Annotated in this window: 13 protein-coding genes; 6 read left to right on the top strand and 7 right to left on the bottom strand. The window is 56.1% G+C overall.

Going from position 1 to position 18248, the window contains the following annotated elements; translation table 11 throughout:
* Positions 1-12: 12 nt before the first annotated feature.
* From yrfG to pckA, 4 genes are all read left to right on the top strand, one after another.
* Positions 13-696 carry a GMP/IMP nucleotidase gene (gene yrfG, locus ABLV75_RS25240; RefSeq protein WP_004106458.1) on the top strand — a complete coding sequence of 228 codons (684 nt, stop codon included), beginning with the start codon at positions 13-15 and terminating at the stop codon, positions 694-696.
* Positions 693-1094, top strand: a complete 402-nt coding sequence (hslR, locus tag ABLV75_RS25245; RefSeq protein ID WP_004106460.1) for a ribosome-associated heat shock protein Hsp15 — start codon at positions 693-695, stop codon at positions 1092-1094. Before yrfG ends, hslR begins: the two co-directional genes overlap by 4 nt.
* Positions 1095-1112: 18 nt before the next feature.
* The gene (hslO, locus tag ABLV75_RS25250) at positions 1113-1997 is read left to right on the top strand and encodes an Hsp33 family molecular chaperone HslO (RefSeq protein ID WP_187107319.1); all 885 of its coding nucleotides are present in this window, start codon (positions 1113-1115) and stop codon (positions 1995-1997) included.
* 348 nt (positions 1998-2345) lie between these two features.
* Entirely contained in the window at positions 2346-3968 is a 1623-nt protein-coding gene (pckA, locus tag ABLV75_RS25255; RefSeq protein ID WP_004106463.1) for a phosphoenolpyruvate carboxykinase (ATP), read from the top strand.
* Between the two features lie 59 nt (positions 3969-4027).
* Here the strand turns inward: pckA and malQ are convergent, their stop codons facing one another.
* Positions 4028-6121 (bottom strand): 4-alpha-glucanotransferase, encoded by a 2094-nt coding sequence (gene malQ, locus ABLV75_RS25260; protein WP_004106465.1) that lies wholly within the window; start codon positions 6119-6121, stop codon positions 4028-4030.
* 10 nt (positions 6122-6131) lie between these two features.
* Positions 6132-8522 (bottom strand): maltodextrin phosphorylase, encoded by a 2391-nt coding sequence (gene malP / locus ABLV75_RS25265; RefSeq protein ID WP_004106468.1) that lies wholly within the window; start codon positions 8520-8522, stop codon positions 6132-6134.
* A gap of 619 nt (positions 8523-9141) precedes the next feature.
* Here malP and malT point away from each other — a divergent pair.
* Complete coding sequence (gene malT, locus ABLV75_RS25270; protein ID WP_004106471.1) at positions 9142-11847, top strand: HTH-type transcriptional regulator MalT; 2706 nt, start codon at positions 9142-9144, stop codon at positions 11845-11847.
* Between the two features lie 205 nt (positions 11848-12052).
* On the opposite strand, the gene rtcA is transcribed toward malT, so the two are convergent.
* Together rtcA and ABLV75_RS25280 are read right to left on the bottom strand one after the other, a co-directional pair.
* Entirely contained in the window at positions 12053-13072 is a 1020-nt protein-coding gene (rtcA, locus tag ABLV75_RS25275) for an RNA 3'-terminal phosphate cyclase (protein ID WP_004106473.1), read from the bottom strand.
* A gap of 4 nt (positions 13073-13076) precedes the next feature.
* Entirely contained in the window at positions 13077-14291 is a 1215-nt protein-coding gene (locus ABLV75_RS25280) for an RtcB family protein (RefSeq protein WP_004106475.1), read from the bottom strand.
* A 320-nt stretch (positions 14292-14611) separates the two neighbouring features.
* Here ABLV75_RS25280 and rtcR point away from each other — a divergent pair, with 320 nt between their 5' ends.
* On the top strand, positions 14612-16210 hold the full coding sequence (gene rtcR / locus ABLV75_RS25285) for an RNA repair transcriptional activator RtcR (protein WP_004106476.1): 1599 nt from the start codon (positions 14612-14614) through the stop codon (positions 16208-16210).
* Here rtcR and ABLV75_RS25290 read toward each other — a convergent pair.
* From ABLV75_RS25290 to glpE, 3 genes are read right to left on the bottom strand one after another with little or no spacing between them, the layout of a single operon-like run.
* The gene (locus ABLV75_RS25290) at positions 16192-16950 is read right to left on the bottom strand and encodes a DeoR/GlpR family transcriptional regulator (protein ID WP_004106478.1); all 759 of its coding nucleotides are present in this window, start codon (positions 16948-16950) and stop codon (positions 16192-16194) included. The genes rtcR and ABLV75_RS25290 overlap by 19 nt on opposite strands.
* Before the next feature lie 19 nt (positions 16951-16969).
* Positions 16970-17800, bottom strand: a complete 831-nt coding sequence (gene glpG, locus ABLV75_RS25295) for a rhomboid family intramembrane serine protease GlpG (RefSeq protein ID WP_348855208.1) — start codon at positions 17798-17800, stop codon at positions 16970-16972.
* Between the two features lie 59 nt (positions 17801-17859).
* The gene (gene glpE / locus ABLV75_RS25300; protein WP_004106481.1) at positions 17860-18189 is read right to left on the bottom strand and encodes a thiosulfate sulfurtransferase GlpE; all 330 of its coding nucleotides are present in this window, start codon (positions 18187-18189) and stop codon (positions 17860-17862) included.
* Positions 18190-18248: the final 59 nt, after the last annotated feature.

An 18248-nucleotide genomic window follows, 5' to 3' on the forward strand; every position in this document is an offset into this window, starting at 1 on the left:
TGGAGACTTACCATGCATTTTGATATCGCCTGGCAGGAGGTTGATACCGTTCTGCTGGATATGGACGGCACGCTGCTCGACCTCGCTTTCGACAACTACTTCTGGCAAAAACTGGTTCCCGAAACCTGGGGCGCCGCGCGCGGGCTCAACCTGCAGGAAGCCAGAGACGCGATGCGCCAGGAATATCATGCGGTGCAACATACGCTAAACTGGTACTGCCTGGACTACTGGAGCGAGCGCCTGGGTTTGGATATTTGTGCGATGACCAGCGAGCAGGGGCCAAGGGCGACGCTACGTGATGATACCGTGCCGTTCCTTGAGGCGCTTAAAACCAGCGGTAAGCGCCGGATTTTGCTGACTAACGCGCATCCGCACAATCTGGCGGTGAAGCTAAAACATACCGGGCTGGATGCGCACCTTGATTTATTGCTTTCCACCCACACATTTGGTTATCCGAAAGAAGATCAGCGTCTGTGGCACGCTGTGGCTGAAGAGACCGGCTTCGACGCGCGTAATACGCTCTTCGTCGACGATAACGAGGCGATTCTGGACGCGGCGGCGGAGTTTGGCATCCGCTATTGCCTGGGCATCACCAACCCAGATTCCGGACTGGCGGAAAAAAGCTACGTTCGTCATCCCGGGTTGAATGACTACCGGCATCTGATCCCCTCGCTGACCCTACAGGAGAGGCCATGAAAGAAAAACCCGTCGCAGCCGTCAGGCTGGACAAATGGCTGTGGGCAGCCCGCATTTATAAAACCCGAGCGCTGGCGCGCGAGATGATTGAAGGCGGCAAGGTACACTACAACGGACAGCGTAGTAAGCCGGGAAAAGTGGTCGAACTCAACGCCACCCTGACGATCCGCCAGGGCAATGATGAACGCACTATCGTGGTAAAAGGCATTACCGAACAGCGCAGACCTGCCAGCGAAGCCGTCGCGCTCTATGAAGAGACGGCAGAGAGCATCGAGAAACGCGAGAAAATGGCGCTGGCGCGAAAAATGAACGCGCTAACTATGCCGCATCCCGACAGGCGTCCGGATAAGAAAGAGCGCCGCGACCTGATGAGATTTAAACACGGCGATAGTGAATAACTGTGGCCCGCAAGAGAGATGATTATGACTCAACACGATCAATTACACCGCTATCTGTTTGAAAACTATGCCGTACGCGGTGAGCTGGTGACAGTTTCTGAAACGTTAGAACAGATCCTGACTAACCATAGCTATCCGCAGCCGGTGAAAACCGTGCTCGCGGAACTGCTGGTCGCCACCAGCCTGCTGACCGCGACGCTGAAATTCGCTGGCGATATCACCATTCAGCTGCAGGGCGATGGCCCGCTGTCGCTGGCGGTGATCAACGGCAACAACCAGCAGCAGATGCGCGGCGTAGCCCGCGTCCAGGGCGAGATCCCGGATGGAGCGGATCTGAAAACTATGGTCGGTAACGGATATCTGGTCATCACCATCTCTCCGGAAGAGGGCGAGCGCTATCAGGGCGTGGTCGGCCTTGAGGGAGACACCCTGGCAGCCTGCCTGGAAGATTACTTCCAGCGTTCCGAACAGCTGCCGACCCGGCTGATCATCCGCAGCGGCGAGCACGAAGGCAAACCGATGGCCGGCGGCATGCTGCTGCAGGTTCTGCCGGCGCAAGATGCGCAGGCGGCTGATTTTGAACATCTGAGCACGCTGACCGAAACCATCAAAGCTGAAGAGCTGTTTACCCTGCCAGCGAACGATGTGCTCTGGCGTTTGTATCACGAAGAGGAAGTCACCGTTTACGAGCCGCAGAACGTCGAGTTTAAGTGCACCTGCTCTCGCGAACGCTGCGCCGGCGCGCTGAAAACGCTGCCCGATGAGGAGATTGATAGCATCCTCGCCGATGAGGGTGAGATCGATATGCACTGCGACTACTGCGGAAATCATTACATCTTTAATGCAATGGATATTGCCGAGATCCGCAACAACGCCTCTCCGGCCGACCCGCAGCTCCACTAATTCTCAATTCGTCAGGAGCGAGCTCCCCTCTCGTTCCTGACGTCAACCTTTTTCATCCGCGTGATGAATCGATTCCCCATGAAAGAGTTACGTAATTTTCTTTCAGGTAAGCGATTACATTCACATTTCAACAGTTTTTTTAATTACTTTTTAACCATTAAGAAACATCTACCCCCACCGACGCATCAATTCCTGAGATAATCCCCTATGCCTCGTGACAGGAGTCACAACGTTTTTCGTAAGTCCGTCGTTTGTCGAGATACGTAAATCTATGAGCCTGGTCGCGGTCTATACCCCGTAATAACCCCTACAATTTAAAGCAGTACATATTGGCTAAGGAGCAGTGACATGCGCGTTAATAATGGTTTAACCCCGCAGGATCTCAAGGCTTATGGTATCAATGACGTCCAGGATATCGTCCATAACCCCAGCTACGATACTTTGTATCAAGAAGAGCTCGCCCCCAATCTGGAAGGTTATGAACGTGGCGTATTAACAAATCTTGGTGCAATCGCCGTAGATACCGGTATTTTTACCGGCCGTTCTCCAAAAGATAAGTATATCGTTCGTGACGACACCACCCGCGATACGGTGTGGTGGGCTGATAAAGGCAAAGGTAAGAACGACAATAAACCGCTGTCAGAGGAAACGTGGCAGCACCTGAAAGGACTGGTCACCCGCCAGCTCTCCGGCAAGCGTCTCTTCATCGTTGACGCCTTCTGCGGCGCTAACGCCGACACGCGCCTGAGCGTCCGCTTTATTACCGAAGTCGCCTGGCAGGCGCATTTCGTGAAGAACATGTTTATTCGCCCGAGCGATGAAGAACTGGCAAACTTTGAGCCGGATTTCATCGTGATGAACGGCGCCAAATGCACCAACCCGCAGTGGAAAGAGCAGGGTCTGAACTCCGAAAACTTCGTCGCCTTTAACCTGACCGAGCGCATCCAGCTGATCGGCGGTACCTGGTACGGCGGCGAAATGAAAAAAGGGATGTTCTCGATCATGAACTACCTGCTGCCGCTGAAGGGCATCGCTTCCATGCACTGCTCCGCCAACGTCGGGGAAAAAGAGGATGTCGCTATCTTCTTCGGGCTTTCCGGTACTGGCAAAACCACCCTTTCCACCGACCCGAAACGCCGCCTGATTGGCGATGATGAACACGGTTGGGACGACGACGGGGTATTTAACTTCGAAGGCGGCTGCTACGCTAAGACGATTAAGCTTTCAGAAGCCGCAGAACCGGATATCTATCATGCGATTCGCCGCGATGCTTTGCTGGAGAACGTGGTCGTACTGGCCGACGGCACCATCGACTTTAACGACGGTTCGAAGACCGAAAATACCCGCGTCTCCTATCCGATCTACCATATCGAAAACATCGTTAAGCCGATATCCAAAGCGGGTCATGCCACTAAGGTTATCTTCCTGACCGCCGACGCGTTTGGCGTTCTACCTCCGGTTTCTCGCCTGACCGCCGACCAGACCCAGTACCACTTCCTGTCTGGCTTTACCGCCAAGCTGGCCGGTACCGAGCGCGGCGTCACGGAGCCGACGCCAACCTTCTCCGCCTGCTTCGGCGCCGCGTTCCTTTCGCTGCACCCGACGCAATACGCTGAAGTGCTGGTAAAACGCATGCAGGCCTCCGGCGCGCAGGCCTATCTGGTCAACACCGGCTGGAACGGCACCGGCAAACGTATCTCGATCAAAGATACCCGCGCCATTATCGATGCGATCCTTGACGGTTCGCTGGACAATGCCGAAACCTTCACGCTACCGATGTTTGAGCTGCAGATCCCGACCGAGCTTCCGGGCGTGGATACTCATATCCTCGATCCGCGCAACACCTACGGATCGCCGGAGCAGTGGCAGGAAAAAGCGGAGCAGCTGGCGAAACTGTTTATCGAGAACTTCGAGAAGTACACCGATACGCCAGCGGGCGCTGCGCTGGTGGCCGCAGGGCCAAAACTGTAATCGGTTCAGCAGAAAATACAAAGCCGGGAATCACTTCCCGGCTTTTTTAACGCTCCCAATCAGGCGGATTTCTTCTTACTTGCCGACTTACGCCGCTTATCCAGATCCTTAATCAGCTTATTCACCTGCTCATCGGCAAACATCGCCTCGAGCGTGGTGGAGAGCTTGCGACGCCAGTTTGGATACTCCGTGCTGGTGCCCGGAATATTGACCGGCTCGGCCATCTCCAGCCAATCTTCCGGCTGCAGGCCCAGCAGCGCGCTGTTGCTGTCGGCAATATAGCGCTGCATACCGCGATTCAGGGTTGAGGTCATCGCCATCAGCGACGCTTTATGCCCGGTACGCTTCGGCAGACAGCCGTAGCGGTGCAGAGCATCCAGCAGCCCCTGCTTCGCCAGCTCGCGATCCTGATAAAGTCCGCGCAGCACCACCTCATCCGGATACAGGCCAAGCGATTTCCCCAGCGTCAGGTCGCCGCTTTCCCAGTAGCCGCGCAGCGTTGGCAGGTCATGCGTCGTTGCCACAGCCATTGATTGCTCCGGATACGCCTTCGGCGCACGGAAAGTCTTCTCGTGGTCATTTTCGAAATAGAGCACTTTGTAAGAGTAAACGCCGCTTTTTCGCAGCTTACCGACGATCTCAACCGGTACGGTTCCCAGATCCTCGCCGATCACCATACAGCGGTGACGCTTACTCTCCAGCGCCAGAATCGACAACAGATCGTCTACCGGATACTGAACGTAAGCACCGTGATCGGCCGTCTCACCGTAAGGGATCCACCACAGACGCAGCACCGACATCACGTGATCGATACGCAGCGCCCCGCAGTTTTGCATATTAGCGCGCAGCAGCTCGACAAATGGCTCATAGGCGCGCGCCACCATGATATGCGGGTCCATCGGCGGCAGGCCCCAGTTCTGTCCCAGCGGACCCAGAATGTCCGGCGGCGCCCCGACGGAGGCTTTCAGACAGTACAGCTCGCGATCGCACCAGGTTTCCGCTCCGCCTTCCGCAACGCCGACCGCCAGATCGCGATACAGGCCGATCGGCATGGCATCGTTCTGGCTGGTATGCCAGCACTCGGCGAACTGGGTGTAAGCGAGCCATTGCAGCCACAGGTAAAAATTCACCTCGTCGGCATGCTCGGTACAGAATGCTTTAACCTCCGGGCTATCGGTATCCTGGTAAGCCTTCGGCCACGCGGGCCAGCCCCAGCGCATCGGATCCTGCTTAACCTGCCAGGCGTGCAGCGCGTCATACGCCGCCTGCCAGTACAGACTTTCGCCCTCACGGGTCACAAACTGACGGAACTCCGCCGTCGTCTCATCATTGCGCGCGGAAAAACCTTTCCAGGCCATGCGCAGCGCAGTGAGCTTAAGAGCGGTCACGGCGCTATAGTCAACGTCATCGGTCTGGCGCGCGGCCTGTAAGGCTTGCTGCGTAGCCGATGATTGCCACCATTTTTGCGCCTCTTTGCTGTGACGGAAATCGTCTACCGCGTTGACGTCGATATAGATAACGTTGAGCCAACGGCGTGAAGAGGGGCTGTACGGGCTGGCGCTCTCCGGGTTAGCCGGGTAGAGCGCGTGAATCGGGTTAAGACCAATAAACGCGCCGCCGCGGCGAGCGATTTCCGGCAGCATAGCGCGCAAATCGCCGAAGTCGCCAATTCCCCAGTTCTTCTCCGAGCGCAGCGTATACAGCTGCACGCAGGTTCCCCACAGCTTCTTACCATCCTTCAGCGCCTGCGGTTCATAGCAGCGCGCGGGCGCGACGATAACCCGACAGTGGCTGCGCTCGCCGTCCTGAGTCAGCGTCAGCGTGTGATACCCTTCCGGCAATTTTGCCGGCAGCGGCAGGGTTTCTCCGCCGCGCGCCTGGCCCTGATACTGTTTCCCTTCTTCGGTGGTGAGGATCCAGTGAAACTCCCCCTGGCCCGCCACCGGCAGAGACATCTTTTTGCCATAGGTGAACACCTGCACCGCAGGCAGCGGATCAACCGTCGCCTTCACGGCAGTCGCTGTACGATGCATCGCATCAAGCAGCCGCTGCTTGGTCGCCGCAGCAATAGACTGCGGCTTACCGTGAGCATTGATGTAGCTTGGGCTTATCCCCGCCGCCAGGGCAGCGTTATCAAGGCGTTTACTCTCCATAGGCCTGTCCTTAGCGTTTTGCCTGCCAGATACGTTGCTGATAATCGCGAATCGAACGGTCGGAGCTGAACATGCCGCAGCGCGCGGTGTTCAGAATCGTTGCGCGCGTCCAGGCTTCCTGGTCGCGATACAGCTCATCAACCTGCTTCTGCGCCGCCACGTAGGCTTCAAAATCCGCCAGCACCAGGTACGGGTCGCCGCCTTTCAGCAGACTGTGCAACATCTGGTCGAAGGCATGCTTATCGCCATCGCTATATTTACCGCTCTCCAGCTCTTTCAGCACCGCATCCAGCAGCTTATCTTTCTTCCGCCACTTCAGCGGGTCGTAACCTTTGGCCTTCAGCGCTTTCACTTCTTCCACAGTATGACCGAAGATGAAGATGTTCTCTTCGCCCACCTGCTCAGCAATTTCAACGTTGGCGCCGTCGAGGGTTCCCACGGTCAGCGCGCCGTTCAGCGCCAGCTTCATATTGCCGGTACCGGAGGCCTCTTTGCCCGCCGTAGAGATCTGCTCGGAGACATCCGCCGCCGGGATCAGCATTTCCGCCGCCGAGACGCAGTAGTCCGGCAGGAATACGACTTTCAGCTTATCGCCTACCAGCGGATCGTTATTGATCGCTGCGGCAACTTTGTTGATCGCCCAGATAATATTCTTCGCCAGGTAGTAGCCCGGAGCCGCTTTCGCACCGAACAGGAACACGCGCGGTACGCGGTCGGCCTGCGGGTTCTCGCGGATTTCTTTGTACTGCGCGAGGATATTCAGCAGGTTGAGGTGCTGGCGTTTATATTCGTGCAGACGCTTAATCTGAATATCGAAAATCGCCTGCGGATTAATTTCGATACCGGTACGCCGCTTCACAAACTCCGCCAGACGAACCTTGTTGGCCAGCTTAATCTCACGATACGTCTGGCGGAACGTCGCGTCATCAGCATATTTTTCGAGGTTGATCAGCTGGTCGAGATCGTTGGCCCACTCTTTCTTCAGCGTTTTATCCAGCAGCGCGGCCAGCGCCGGGTTACACTGCTTGATCCAACGACGCGGGGTAATGCCGTTGGTGACGTTATGGAATTTGTTCGGCCACAGCTGGTGATATTCCGGGAACAGATCTTTCACCACCAGATCGGAGTGCAGCGCGGCAACGCCGTTAACCGCAAAGCCGCTGACCACGCACATGTTCGCCATACGAACCTGTTTGTCGTGCACCACCGCCAGCTTCGCCCAAACCTGCTTGTCGCCCGGCCAGGTTTTATCCACCAGCGTTTTAAAGCGGTCGTTAATCTGTTTAATGATCTGCATGTGGCGCGGCAGCAGCGCTTTTACCAGCTTCTCATCCCAGCACTCCAGCGCTTCCGGCATCAGGGTGTGGTTGGTGTAAGCAAAAGTTTTGCTGGTAATCGCCCAGGCGTCGTCCCAGCTCAGCTGGTGCTCGTCAATCAGCACGCGCAGCAGCTCCGGAATCGCAATCGTCGGGTGAGTATCGTTCAGCTGAATAACTTCATAATCCGCCAGCTCTGCCAGCTTGCGACCTGCCAGATGATGGCGACGCAGAATATCGGCAACCGAGCAGGCGCACTGGAAGTACTGCTGCATCAGACGCAGTTTTTTACCCGCCTGATGGTTATCGTTCGGGTAGAGGACTTTCGTCAGTTTTTCGGCGTCAATGCCCTGCTGTTCGGCACGCAGGAAATCGCCGTCGTTGAATTTAGTCAGGTTAAAAGGATGCGCGTGCTTAGCCTGCCACAGACGCAGCGGCTGAGCCACGTTGTTGCGGTAGCCCAGCACCGGCAGATCCCAGGCTTCGCCGGTAATCACAAATGCCGGAACCCACTCACCATTTTTAGTCACTTTACCGCCGAGGCCCACCTGTACGTCCAGCGCTTCATTGTGGCGGAACCACGGGTAGTTGCTACGTCCCCAGTCATCCGGCGCTTCCATCTGCTGCCCGTCAGCGAAAGACTGGCGGAACAGACCGTACTGATAGTTCAGGCCGTAGCCGGTGGCCGACTGACCCACGGTTGCCATTGAATCCAGGAAACATGCCGCCAGACGGCCGAGGCCACCGTTGCCCAGGCCCGGGTCGATTTCCTCTTCCAGCAGGTCGGTCAGGTTAACGTCATGCGCCTGTAGCTCATCGCTGACCTGCTGATACCAGCCAAGGTTGAGCAAATTGTTGCCGGTCAGGCGACCAATCAAAAACTCCATTGAGATGTAGTTTACGTGACGCTGCCCTGCGGCCGCTTTCGCTACCGGCTGAGCCGACAACAGCTCGGACAGCGCACCGCTTACGGCGCGCCACCATTGACGCTGGGTCATCTCGGAAGCGGACTGTAAACCAAAATGCTGCCACTGACGCGTCAGTGCAGCCTGAAACTGAGCTTTGTTAAAAGAAGTCTGTGACATAAGAAATCCGGGTCCTTTACTAAAACGTTAGCGTTAGTGTGCCGACCTCCCGGAGTCACGTCCTCATCCCGCCAGGGATTAGCCGGGGAGGAGTAGCAGGGATGAGCGAAAAGTGTGATCGTGGCCACTATTACGTTAGCTTACCGGCAAAATTATGCTGCAAAATTCGCCGCTGCGGAACCCGCAACCTGTCTCTCCTGGCGAACAAAACTTTGTTACAAGCCTGGCTGATAAAAAGGCCATAAAATGCCGTTTTGTAAATATGGCGAAATAAAAGTAAATATTCGAAGAATAAACGGAATTTAATGCAGAAATAACTCAAAAAGATGACTTATAAGAATAAGCTGACAATATTTTAATAAAAACAAACAACTACTTAGATTGTAAAAAAAGATTAGCCTGTCGTGCCTGAATTTCCCGCAAGCCCAGAAACCGCGCACGCTGCCCTCCTTTATATCAATTTCACTCGATGTCAAAATTTGTGACATAGAGCAAATTCAAGAGCATAAAACTCGGACATAACTTGCAATAAAATTCATTATGGCCGACCTTATTGGGTATTAATTACGAAGCGCAAAAAAATTCGCAATCCCTCCCTTGCACAGCGAAATGAAGAACTATGTTGATTCCGTCTAAATTAAGTCGTCCGGTCCGCCTTGAACACACTGTGATTCGTGAGCGATTACTGGCGAAACTTTCCGGCGCGAACAATTATCGTCTCGCGTTGGTGACCAGCCCGGCTGGATACGGTAAAACCACGCTCGTTTCTCAATGGGCGGCGGGGAAAAATGACCTTGGCTGGTTCTCGCTGGATGAAGGTGATAACCAACAGGAGCGTTTTGCCAGCTATCTCATCGCCGCCGTTCAGCAGGCGACCGGCGGCCACTGTGCAGCCAGCGAGGCCATGGTGCAAAAGCGCCAGTACGCCAGCCTGCCTTCCCTCTTCGCTCAACTGTTTATCGAACTGGCCGACTGGCAGCGCCCGCTATTCCTGGTGATTGATGATTACCATCTGATCACCAACCCGGTTATTCATGATGCAATGCGCTTCTTCCTCCGCCACCAGCCGGAAAATATGACTCTGGTGGTGCTGTCGCGTAATCTGCCGCAGCTGGGTATCGCCAACCTGCGCGTACGCGATCAGCTGCTGGAAATCGGCAGCCAGCAGCTCGCTTTTACCCATCAGGAGGCCAAGCAGTTTTTCGATTGTCGTCTCAGTTCGCCTATTGAGGCCGACGACAGCAAAAGGCTGTGCGACGATGTTGCCGGCTGGGCCACCGCGCTGCAGCTGATCGCCCTCTCGGCGCGCCAGAACAACACTTCCGCGCAACACTCCGCCCGTCGTCTTGCCGGTATTAATGCCAGCCATCTTTCTGACTATCTGGTCGATGAGGTGCTGGATAACGTCGATCCGCGAACGCGTAATTTCCTGCTGAAAAGCTCGCTGCTGCGCTCAATGAACGATGCGCTCATCGTCCGCGTCACCGGCGAAGAGAATGGCCAGATGCAGCTGGAGGAGATTGAACGCCAGGGGCTATTCCTGCAACGGATGGACGATTCCGGCGAATGGTTCCGTTATCATCCGCTGTTTGGTAATTTTCTGCGCCAGCGCTGTCAGTGGGAGCTGGCGGTCGAGCTGCCGGAAATTCACCGCGCGGCGGCCGAGAGCTGGATGGCGCAGGGCTTCCCGACCGAGGCTATCCATCACGCCCTGGCGGCGGGCGACGCTAAAATGCTGCGCGATATTCTGCTCAATCACGCATGGGGCATGTTTAACCATAGCGAGCTGAGCTTGCTGGAACAGTCTCTCGCCGCGCTACCGTGGTCAAACCTGCTGGAAAATCCGCGGTTAATTCTCCTGCAGGCCTGGCTGATGCAGAGCCAGCACCGCTATAGCGAAGTGAATACCCTGCTGGCCCGCGCCGAGCAGGAGATGGATACGGAAATGGACACCGCCATGCACGGCGATTTCAACGCCCTGCGTGCCCAGGTGGCGATCAACGCCGGCGATCAGGACGAAGCCGAGCGCCTGGCGATGGTGGCACTTGATGAGCTGCCGCTGGCCAGCTACTACAGCCGAATCGTAGCGACCTCGGTACACGGCGAAGTGCTGCACTGCAAAGGCCAGCTGAGTAAATCGCTGGCGGTCATGCAGCAGACGGAACAGATGGCCCGCCGCCATGACGTCTGGCACTACGCGCTATGGAGCATGATCCAGCAAAGCGAAATCCTGTTTGCGCAAGGTTTCCTGCAGGCCGCCTGGGAAATTCAGGAAAAAGCGTTCCAGCTCATTCGCGAACAGCATCTGGAGCAGTTGCCGATGCATGAGTTTTTGCTGCGTATTCGCTCCCAGCTGCTGTGGGCATGGGCGCGGCTGGATGAAGCGGAAACCTCCGCGCGCAACGGCATGAACGTGCTTTCGTCCTACCAACCGCAGCAACAGCTGCAGTGCCTGACGCTGATGGTGCAGTGCTCGCTGGCGCGCGGCGATCTGGATAACGCCCGCAGCCATCTGAATCGCCTGGAGAATCTGCTTGGCAACGGTCATTACCATAGCGACTGGGTATCCAATGCCGATAAAGTCCGGGTGATCTACTGGCAGATGGTCGGCGATAAAGCCGCCGCGGCAAACTGGCTGCGTCAGACGCCCAAACCGGAATTCGCTAACAACCACTTCCTGCAGAGCCAGTGGCGCAATATCGCCCGCGCGCAGATCCTGCTCGGTGATTTTGATTCCGCTGAAATGGTGCTGGAAGAGCTAAACGATAACGCCCGCTCGCTGCGTCTGATGAGCGATCTCAACCGCAACCTGCTGCTGCTCAACCAGCTCTACTGGCAGGCCGGGCGTAAAAGCGAAGCGCAGAAAGCGCTACTGGAAGCGCTCACCCTCGCCAACCGCACCGGGTTTATCAATCATTTTGTGATTGAAGGTGAAGCGATGGCGCAGCAGCTGCGCCAGCTGATTCAGCTCAATACCCTGCCGGAGCTCGAGCAACACCGCGCCCAGCGTATTCTGCGCGATATTAACCAGCATCATCGCCACAAATTCGCCCACTTTGACGAGAGCTTCGTCGAGCGGCTGCTGAACCACCCGGAAGTGCCAGAGCTCATCCGCACCAGCCCGCTAACCCAGCGCGAATGGCAGGTACTGGGACTTATCTATTCCGGCTACAGCAATGAGCAGATTGCCGGCGAGCTGGACGTTGCCGCCACCACGATTAAAACGCATATTCGCAATTTGTATCAAAAGCTGGGCGTCGCGCACCGCCAGGATGCCGTTCAGCATGCCCAGCAGCTGCTTAAAATGATGGGATATGGAGTCTAATTCCTGCGCGATCTGTGGAAAACTATTCTGCTTTACCTAAAACGCTAACGCATTGTTATGTCATTAAAAAAGGCCAGCGAAACGATCCCCTCGCCCCTTCGGGGAGAGGGTCAGGGGAAGAACATGCGCAAAACAGCCCTCATTCCGGCCTTTTCCCGAGACAGAAGAGAATCACCACTTTACGTTTCCGGCGATACCGCAAAGTTTAATCGCGAACCTGAATAAGATAGCCAATATCACTCGGTTCACAGGTAAATCGGATCGGCAGAAACCGCTCAACCACCGCGATATTGGTCAGCAAATGCGCCGATACTTCCGCGACGGTAAATGCACCTTCGCCCGCCAGCGCCAGCGGTAATATCAGCTGGTCGGCCAGATATTCCCCCACAGCCGCTTTGCTTGCCAGATAGCGTTTGACCTGCGAAGCAAGCTGGTGCGCAACCTTTTCAGCACTCACGCCTTTGGAGCCAAAAGCCATAAACAGCTCCGTAAGATGTTCGCACTCCACGGTCAGCGACAGCGTATTTCCCGGCCCGGCGCCGCCCTCCAGCACGCGAATTTTTTTATCTGCCAGCGGCAGCCAGGCTTCCAGCGCTATCACTTCGCGCTCGCCAACGTGGTAAGGAACCGCCGCCAGCAGCGCTTCTGCGGTGAGGCAATTCGTTTCACCACGCGAAAGCAGCTCTAGCCCGCTGAGTGACGCACTCGGCGCCACTTCCGTTAGCGCGGCGCCGCCCCCGGCCGGATAGAAGCCATGCTTGATCAAAGCCGTACGCTGGTTTATACCCATTTTCGCCAGCAGCGGCTCCCAGACGCGGCAAATGAAATCCGCGCTCGGGGCCGCCTGATTATGCGTGCCGCCGCTGACTTCGACGCGGGCCGGGCTATCGGCAAACCAGAGCGCCGGTAACACCGTTTGCAGCACCAGCATGCAACTGCCCGCGCTGCCGATGGCAAATTTATACGCTCCGCCGCGAATCGGCCCAGGGACAAAACGCAGCCGCTGCGAGCCCAGCTCATCGCCGCTCAACTGAGCGCTACAGATCTCGGCCGCCGCCCGTACCGCCGTGAGATGCTGGCGCAGCAGGCCCGGTTTAGCGCGACCGGCGCGGATGCCGATAATCTCAAACGGCTGGCCGGTTATCATCGACAGGCTCAGCGCCGAGCGCAAAATCTGCCCGCCGCCTTCTCCCTGCGCGCCGTCCAGCGTAATCATCCTTTTCATTACATTATCCTTTCACGCATACCACCTGACGCAGGGTATGCACAATTTCCACCAGATCGGACTGCGCGGCCATCACCGCGTCAATGTCCTTATAGGCCATCGGGATCTCGTCGATGACGTTTGCATCTTTACGGCATTCTACATGCGCGGTGGCGCGAATCTGATCCTCTACGCTAAACAGCTTTTTTGCTTTGGTACGGCTCATCACGCGTCCGGCGCCGTGGCTGCATGAACAGAACGACTCCGGGTTACCGAGTCCGCGAACAATAAAGCTTTTCGCGCCCATCGATCCCGGAATAATCCCGTACTGACCGCGCCGGGCGGATACCGCCCCCTTACGGGTAACGTAAATCTCCTCCCCAAAATGCTGCTCTTTTTGCACATAGTTATGGTGGCAGTTAATCGCTTCGCTCACCAGCGTAAAGGGCTTGTCGATGGTTTTACGCAGCGCCAGCAGCACGTTTTCCAGCATCGCTTCACGGTTGGCGCGCGCATAATCCTGGGCCCAGCTCACCGCCCGAACGTAATCCACGAAATGCTCGCTGCCTTCAGAGAAATAAGCCAGATCGCGCGAGGGCAAGTTCGCAATATGCTGCTCCATATCTTTTTGCGCCATTTCAATAAAATAGGTGCCTATGGCGTTACCAATTCCGCGTGAACCGGAGTGCAACATCACCCAAACCTGCTGCGCCTCATCGAGGCAAATTTCAATAAAGTGGTTACCGGTTCCCAGCGTTCCCAGGTGCTTGTAGTTATTGGTGTTAAGGAAGCGCGGATATTTACTGGTTAGCCATTGAAACTCCGCATGCAGCGTTGACCAGTGCGCGTCAACGTTAGCCGGTGGATTTTCCCATGCCCCCGCGTCACGACGGCCCCGCCCGGTCGTCCGTCCGTGCGGCACGGCGGCTTCAATCGCACTACGCAATTCAGCAAGGTTATCCGGAAGATCCGCCGCCGTTAAGCTGGTGCGCAGCGCATTCATTCCGCAGCCGATATCCACGCCAACCGCAGCCGGAATAATCGCACCGAGAGTGGGGATCACGCTTCCGATTGTCGATCCTTTACCAAGGTGCACATCGGGCATAACGGCAACATGGTTGAAAATAAACGGCATCTTTGCCGTGTTAATCAACTGCTGGCGCGCTTCGTCTTCCACGGGTACGCCCTTGGTCCACATTTTCACCGGGGCGTTCTGGGTGGCCATCAATTCATAATTCATTGTCTTTTCTCATTTTATTAATAGGGCGGCGACAAGTTGTGAAGCATCTTAACGCCGGCTTAACCGGAGCCGCATCATGAGAACTTGCCGGCGCGTTATAACGGCGGAACGGAACTGAAGTAGATTAGCCATCTGATTTCCTAGTTCCGTTATTCTCCATGACAGTGTCTTTGCAACCTGCGTGCCAGATTATAAAAATAAAATTATTTGTTTGATTTTTATGATTTATTTATTTTTTCCCGCGCTTCATTCAAAAAGACACTGCGTGCGGGAAGCGAAAATACGATAATTAAATATCGTCTTTTATAAGGAAATCTAAGATGCGCAAAACGGTAGCCTTTGGTTTTGTCGGTACGGTACTGGATTATGTTGGCCGCGGCAGCCAGCGCTGGGAGAAATGGCGGCCAACCTTATGCCTGTGTCAGCAGGAAACACTGGTTGTTCATCGCCTTGAGCTGCTTTACGACGCCCGTTCGCGCGGCTTGTTTGAGACCTTAAAGCAGGATATCGCCAGCGTATCGCCGGAAACGGAGGTCGTCGGCGTTGAGATGACCATCCGCAATCCATGGGATTTCGAGGAGGTTTACGCCTGCCTGCACGATTTTGCCCGCAGCCACCGGTTCCATCCTGAAGATGAAGACTACCTGATACACATCACCACCGGCACTCACGTGGCGCAGATCTGCTGGTTCCTGCTGGCCGAAGCGCGCTATCTCCCGGCGCGACTGGCGCAAACCTCCCCGCCGCGGAAAAAAGACAAGCCCCATACCCCGGGCGGCGTGACGATCATTGACCTCGACCTCAGCCGCTATAACGCTATCGCCAGCCGCTTCGCCCAGGAACGGGAAGAGACGCTTAACTTTTTGAAATCCGGTATCGCGACCCGTAACCCGCGCTTCAACCGCACGATCGAGAATATTGAGCGCGTCGCTATCCGCTCCCGTTCGCCGATTCTGCTGAACGGCCCCACCGGCGCAGGTAAATCATTTCTTGCCCGCCGCATTTATGAGTTAAAGCTGGCGCGCCATCAGTTTAACGGTCCGCTCGTCGAGGTGAACTGCGCCACCCTGCGCGGTGATACCGCAATGTCGACGCTGTTTGGCCATGTCAAAGGCGCTTTTACCGGCGCAAGGGAAGAACGGGCTGGCCTGCTGCGCAGCGCTAACGGCGGGATGCTTTTCCTGGATGAGATTGGCGAACTGGGAGCAGATGAACAAGCGATGCTGTTGAAGGCCATTGAGGAAAAACGCTTCTATCCCTTCGGCAGCGACCAGCAGGTCAGCAGCGATTTTCAGCTCATCGCCGGCACCGTGCGCGATTTGCGCCAGCGGGTTGCGCAGGGCCAGTTCCGCGAAGATCTCTACGCACGTATTAATTTGTGGACCTTTGAACTGCCCGGTCTGCGTCAGCGCCAGGAAGATATCGAACCCAATCTCGAGTATGAAATGGAGCGTCACGCCGCGCTAACCGGCGACAGCGTGCGCTTTAATACCGAAGCGCGCCGCGCGTGGCTGACGTTCGCCACCTCGCCCCAGGCGGCGTGGAGCGGCAACTTCCGCGAACTCTCCGCCAGCGTGACCCGCATGGCGACCCTGGCGGAAAACGGTCGCATCACGGTAAGCACGGTGGAGGATGAGATTGAACGGTTGCGCTACAGCTGGAACGATCGCCGCCCCTCAGCGCTCGACGCGCTACTGGGGGCGGAGGTGGAAAATCTTGACCTCTTTGATCGCCTGCATCTACAAAACGTCATTGCCGTATGCCAGCAGGCAACAACGATTTCCGATGCCGGACGCCAGCTCTTTAACATTTCACGCCTCGGCAAAGCAACGGTCAACGACGCGGATCGGCTGCGCAAGTATCTGGCGCGCTTTGGCCTGAGCTGGGAAATGCTAAAGGATCAGCACAGCTCCAGCTGAAGGTTGTTATCGGTAATCACCTTCAGTACTCCTGCGGGCGGCATCACATCGGTATAGACCGCATCAACCATGCTGATGCTGCCCATATTCACCATCGCATTGCGGCCAAATTTGGAATGATCAACCACCAGCATTACGTGGCGGGAGTTTTCAATAATCGCCCGTTTGGTGCGCACTTCGTGGTAGTCAAACTCCAGCAACGAGCCATCGCTGTCGATGCCGCTGATGCCAAGAATGCCAAAATCGAGTCGGAACTGAGAGATAAAGTCGAGCGTGGCCTCACCGATAATACCGCCATCCCGGCTGCGCAGCTCGCCGCCGGCCAGAATGATGCGGAAATCCTCTTTCACCATAAGCGTATTGGCGACGTTGAGATTATTGGTGACGATGCGCAAATCGTTATGGTTAAGCAGCGCATGAGCCACCGCTTCCGGCGTGGTGCCAATATCGATAAACAGCGTCGCGCCATCGGGAATTTCACTCGCGACCTTACGGGCGATGCGCTCTTTTTCCTGGGTCTGGGTCGACTTCCTGTCGTGCCAGGAAGTATTCACCGAACTGGAAGGTAGCGCAGCGCCGCCGTGGTGGCGCAGAATCATTTTCTGATCGGCTAAATCATTCAGGTCGCGGCGAATGGTCTGCGGGCTGACGGCAAACTGTTCGACCAGTTCTTCGGTACTGACGTATCCCTGTTTTTTTACCAGCTCGATAATCGCGTCATGACGTTGTGTTTGTTTCATGAAATATCCCTGGGAATCTCTACGTTCGTTTTCGCACATTCTGCGTATCAACAAACGCCATCGCCAGCCCGGTCACCAGACCAGCCACGTGCGCACCGTTCGCAATCGACATGCCGAAAACATCAAACCATCCAGCAACTAAGCATACTAAGGAGAAGAGTATCAAGCCGCGCTGTAAATAAACGCCGCTCTGCGGATCGCGCTCGCCCCGCAGCCAGACATAGCCCATTAGCGCATAGACTACGCCGGAGAGTCCGCCAAACCACGGGCCGCTGAACTGATGCTGCACAAAGCCGCTCAGCAAAGCGGCGATCACCGTAATCACCACCAGCTTGCCGCTGCCGATTCGCTTTTCTACCGCCCCGCCGAGGTACCACCACCATAGCAGGTTGAACAGAATATGCATCAGCGAGAAGTGCATAAGGGCATGGCTAAAGTAGCGCCAGACTTCAAATTTCAGCGAAGGATCGTAGGGCCAGGCCAGCAGCATCATGACCGGTTGATCGCCAATGACCGATTGCAGGACAAAGACGGCGATGCAGGCGAAGAGAACGCTCCAGGTAACCGGCCCGGCGTTGTGGCGAAGCGTCGCTAAAAAAGGGAATCGCTGGTAGTGCAGCCCGCTATTGGTGTGCCCCGACTGCCAGCTGGCGGCCAGATAGCGCGGATCGGCTGGATTTTCAAGAAATCGGGCCAGTTCGGCCTGCACGCGCGCGGCCTGGCTCTCGTCAGCCAGCCAGATATCGCTCTGCGTATGCTGCTGAATAGTCAAAATAATTCCCTGCGTCGCCATATAGTCGACAAACGCCTGGGCCACGCGCGGGTTGGCAAAAGAGGTAATCATTAACATGCAGCGGTTCGCTTATTCCACACAAAGGGGGATATTATAGCCACAACCTGCGCTAACGCCTAAACTGCGCCATGCGCGACTTCCGCCGGAAAATGCCGGTGCCAGGCATCAAACCCGCCGTCCACGCTGTACACCTTGTCGTAACCCTGCTGCAGCAGATATTGCGCAGCGCCCTTGCTGCTATTACCGTGATAGCACATCACCATGACCGCCGTATCAAAGTCGTTGTCGCGCATAAACGCGCCCAGCGTATCGTTGGTCAGATGAAACGCGCCCGGCGTATGGCCCATCGCGAAGCTTTGCGGGTCGCGGATATCCACCAGCACCGCCGTCTGCTGATGCATTTTCTGGTGGGCTTCTTCTACGTTAATACATTCAAAGTGATCCATAAGCTCTCTTTTTTTCTACAGGCAGGCGACGAAACGCCCCGGATTTTAGCGCCTAGTGT

The organism is Klebsiella sp. CN_Kp066 (assembly GCF_040065135.1).
GTDB lineage: Bacteria > Pseudomonadota > Gammaproteobacteria > Enterobacterales > Enterobacteriaceae > Klebsiella > Klebsiella oxytoca.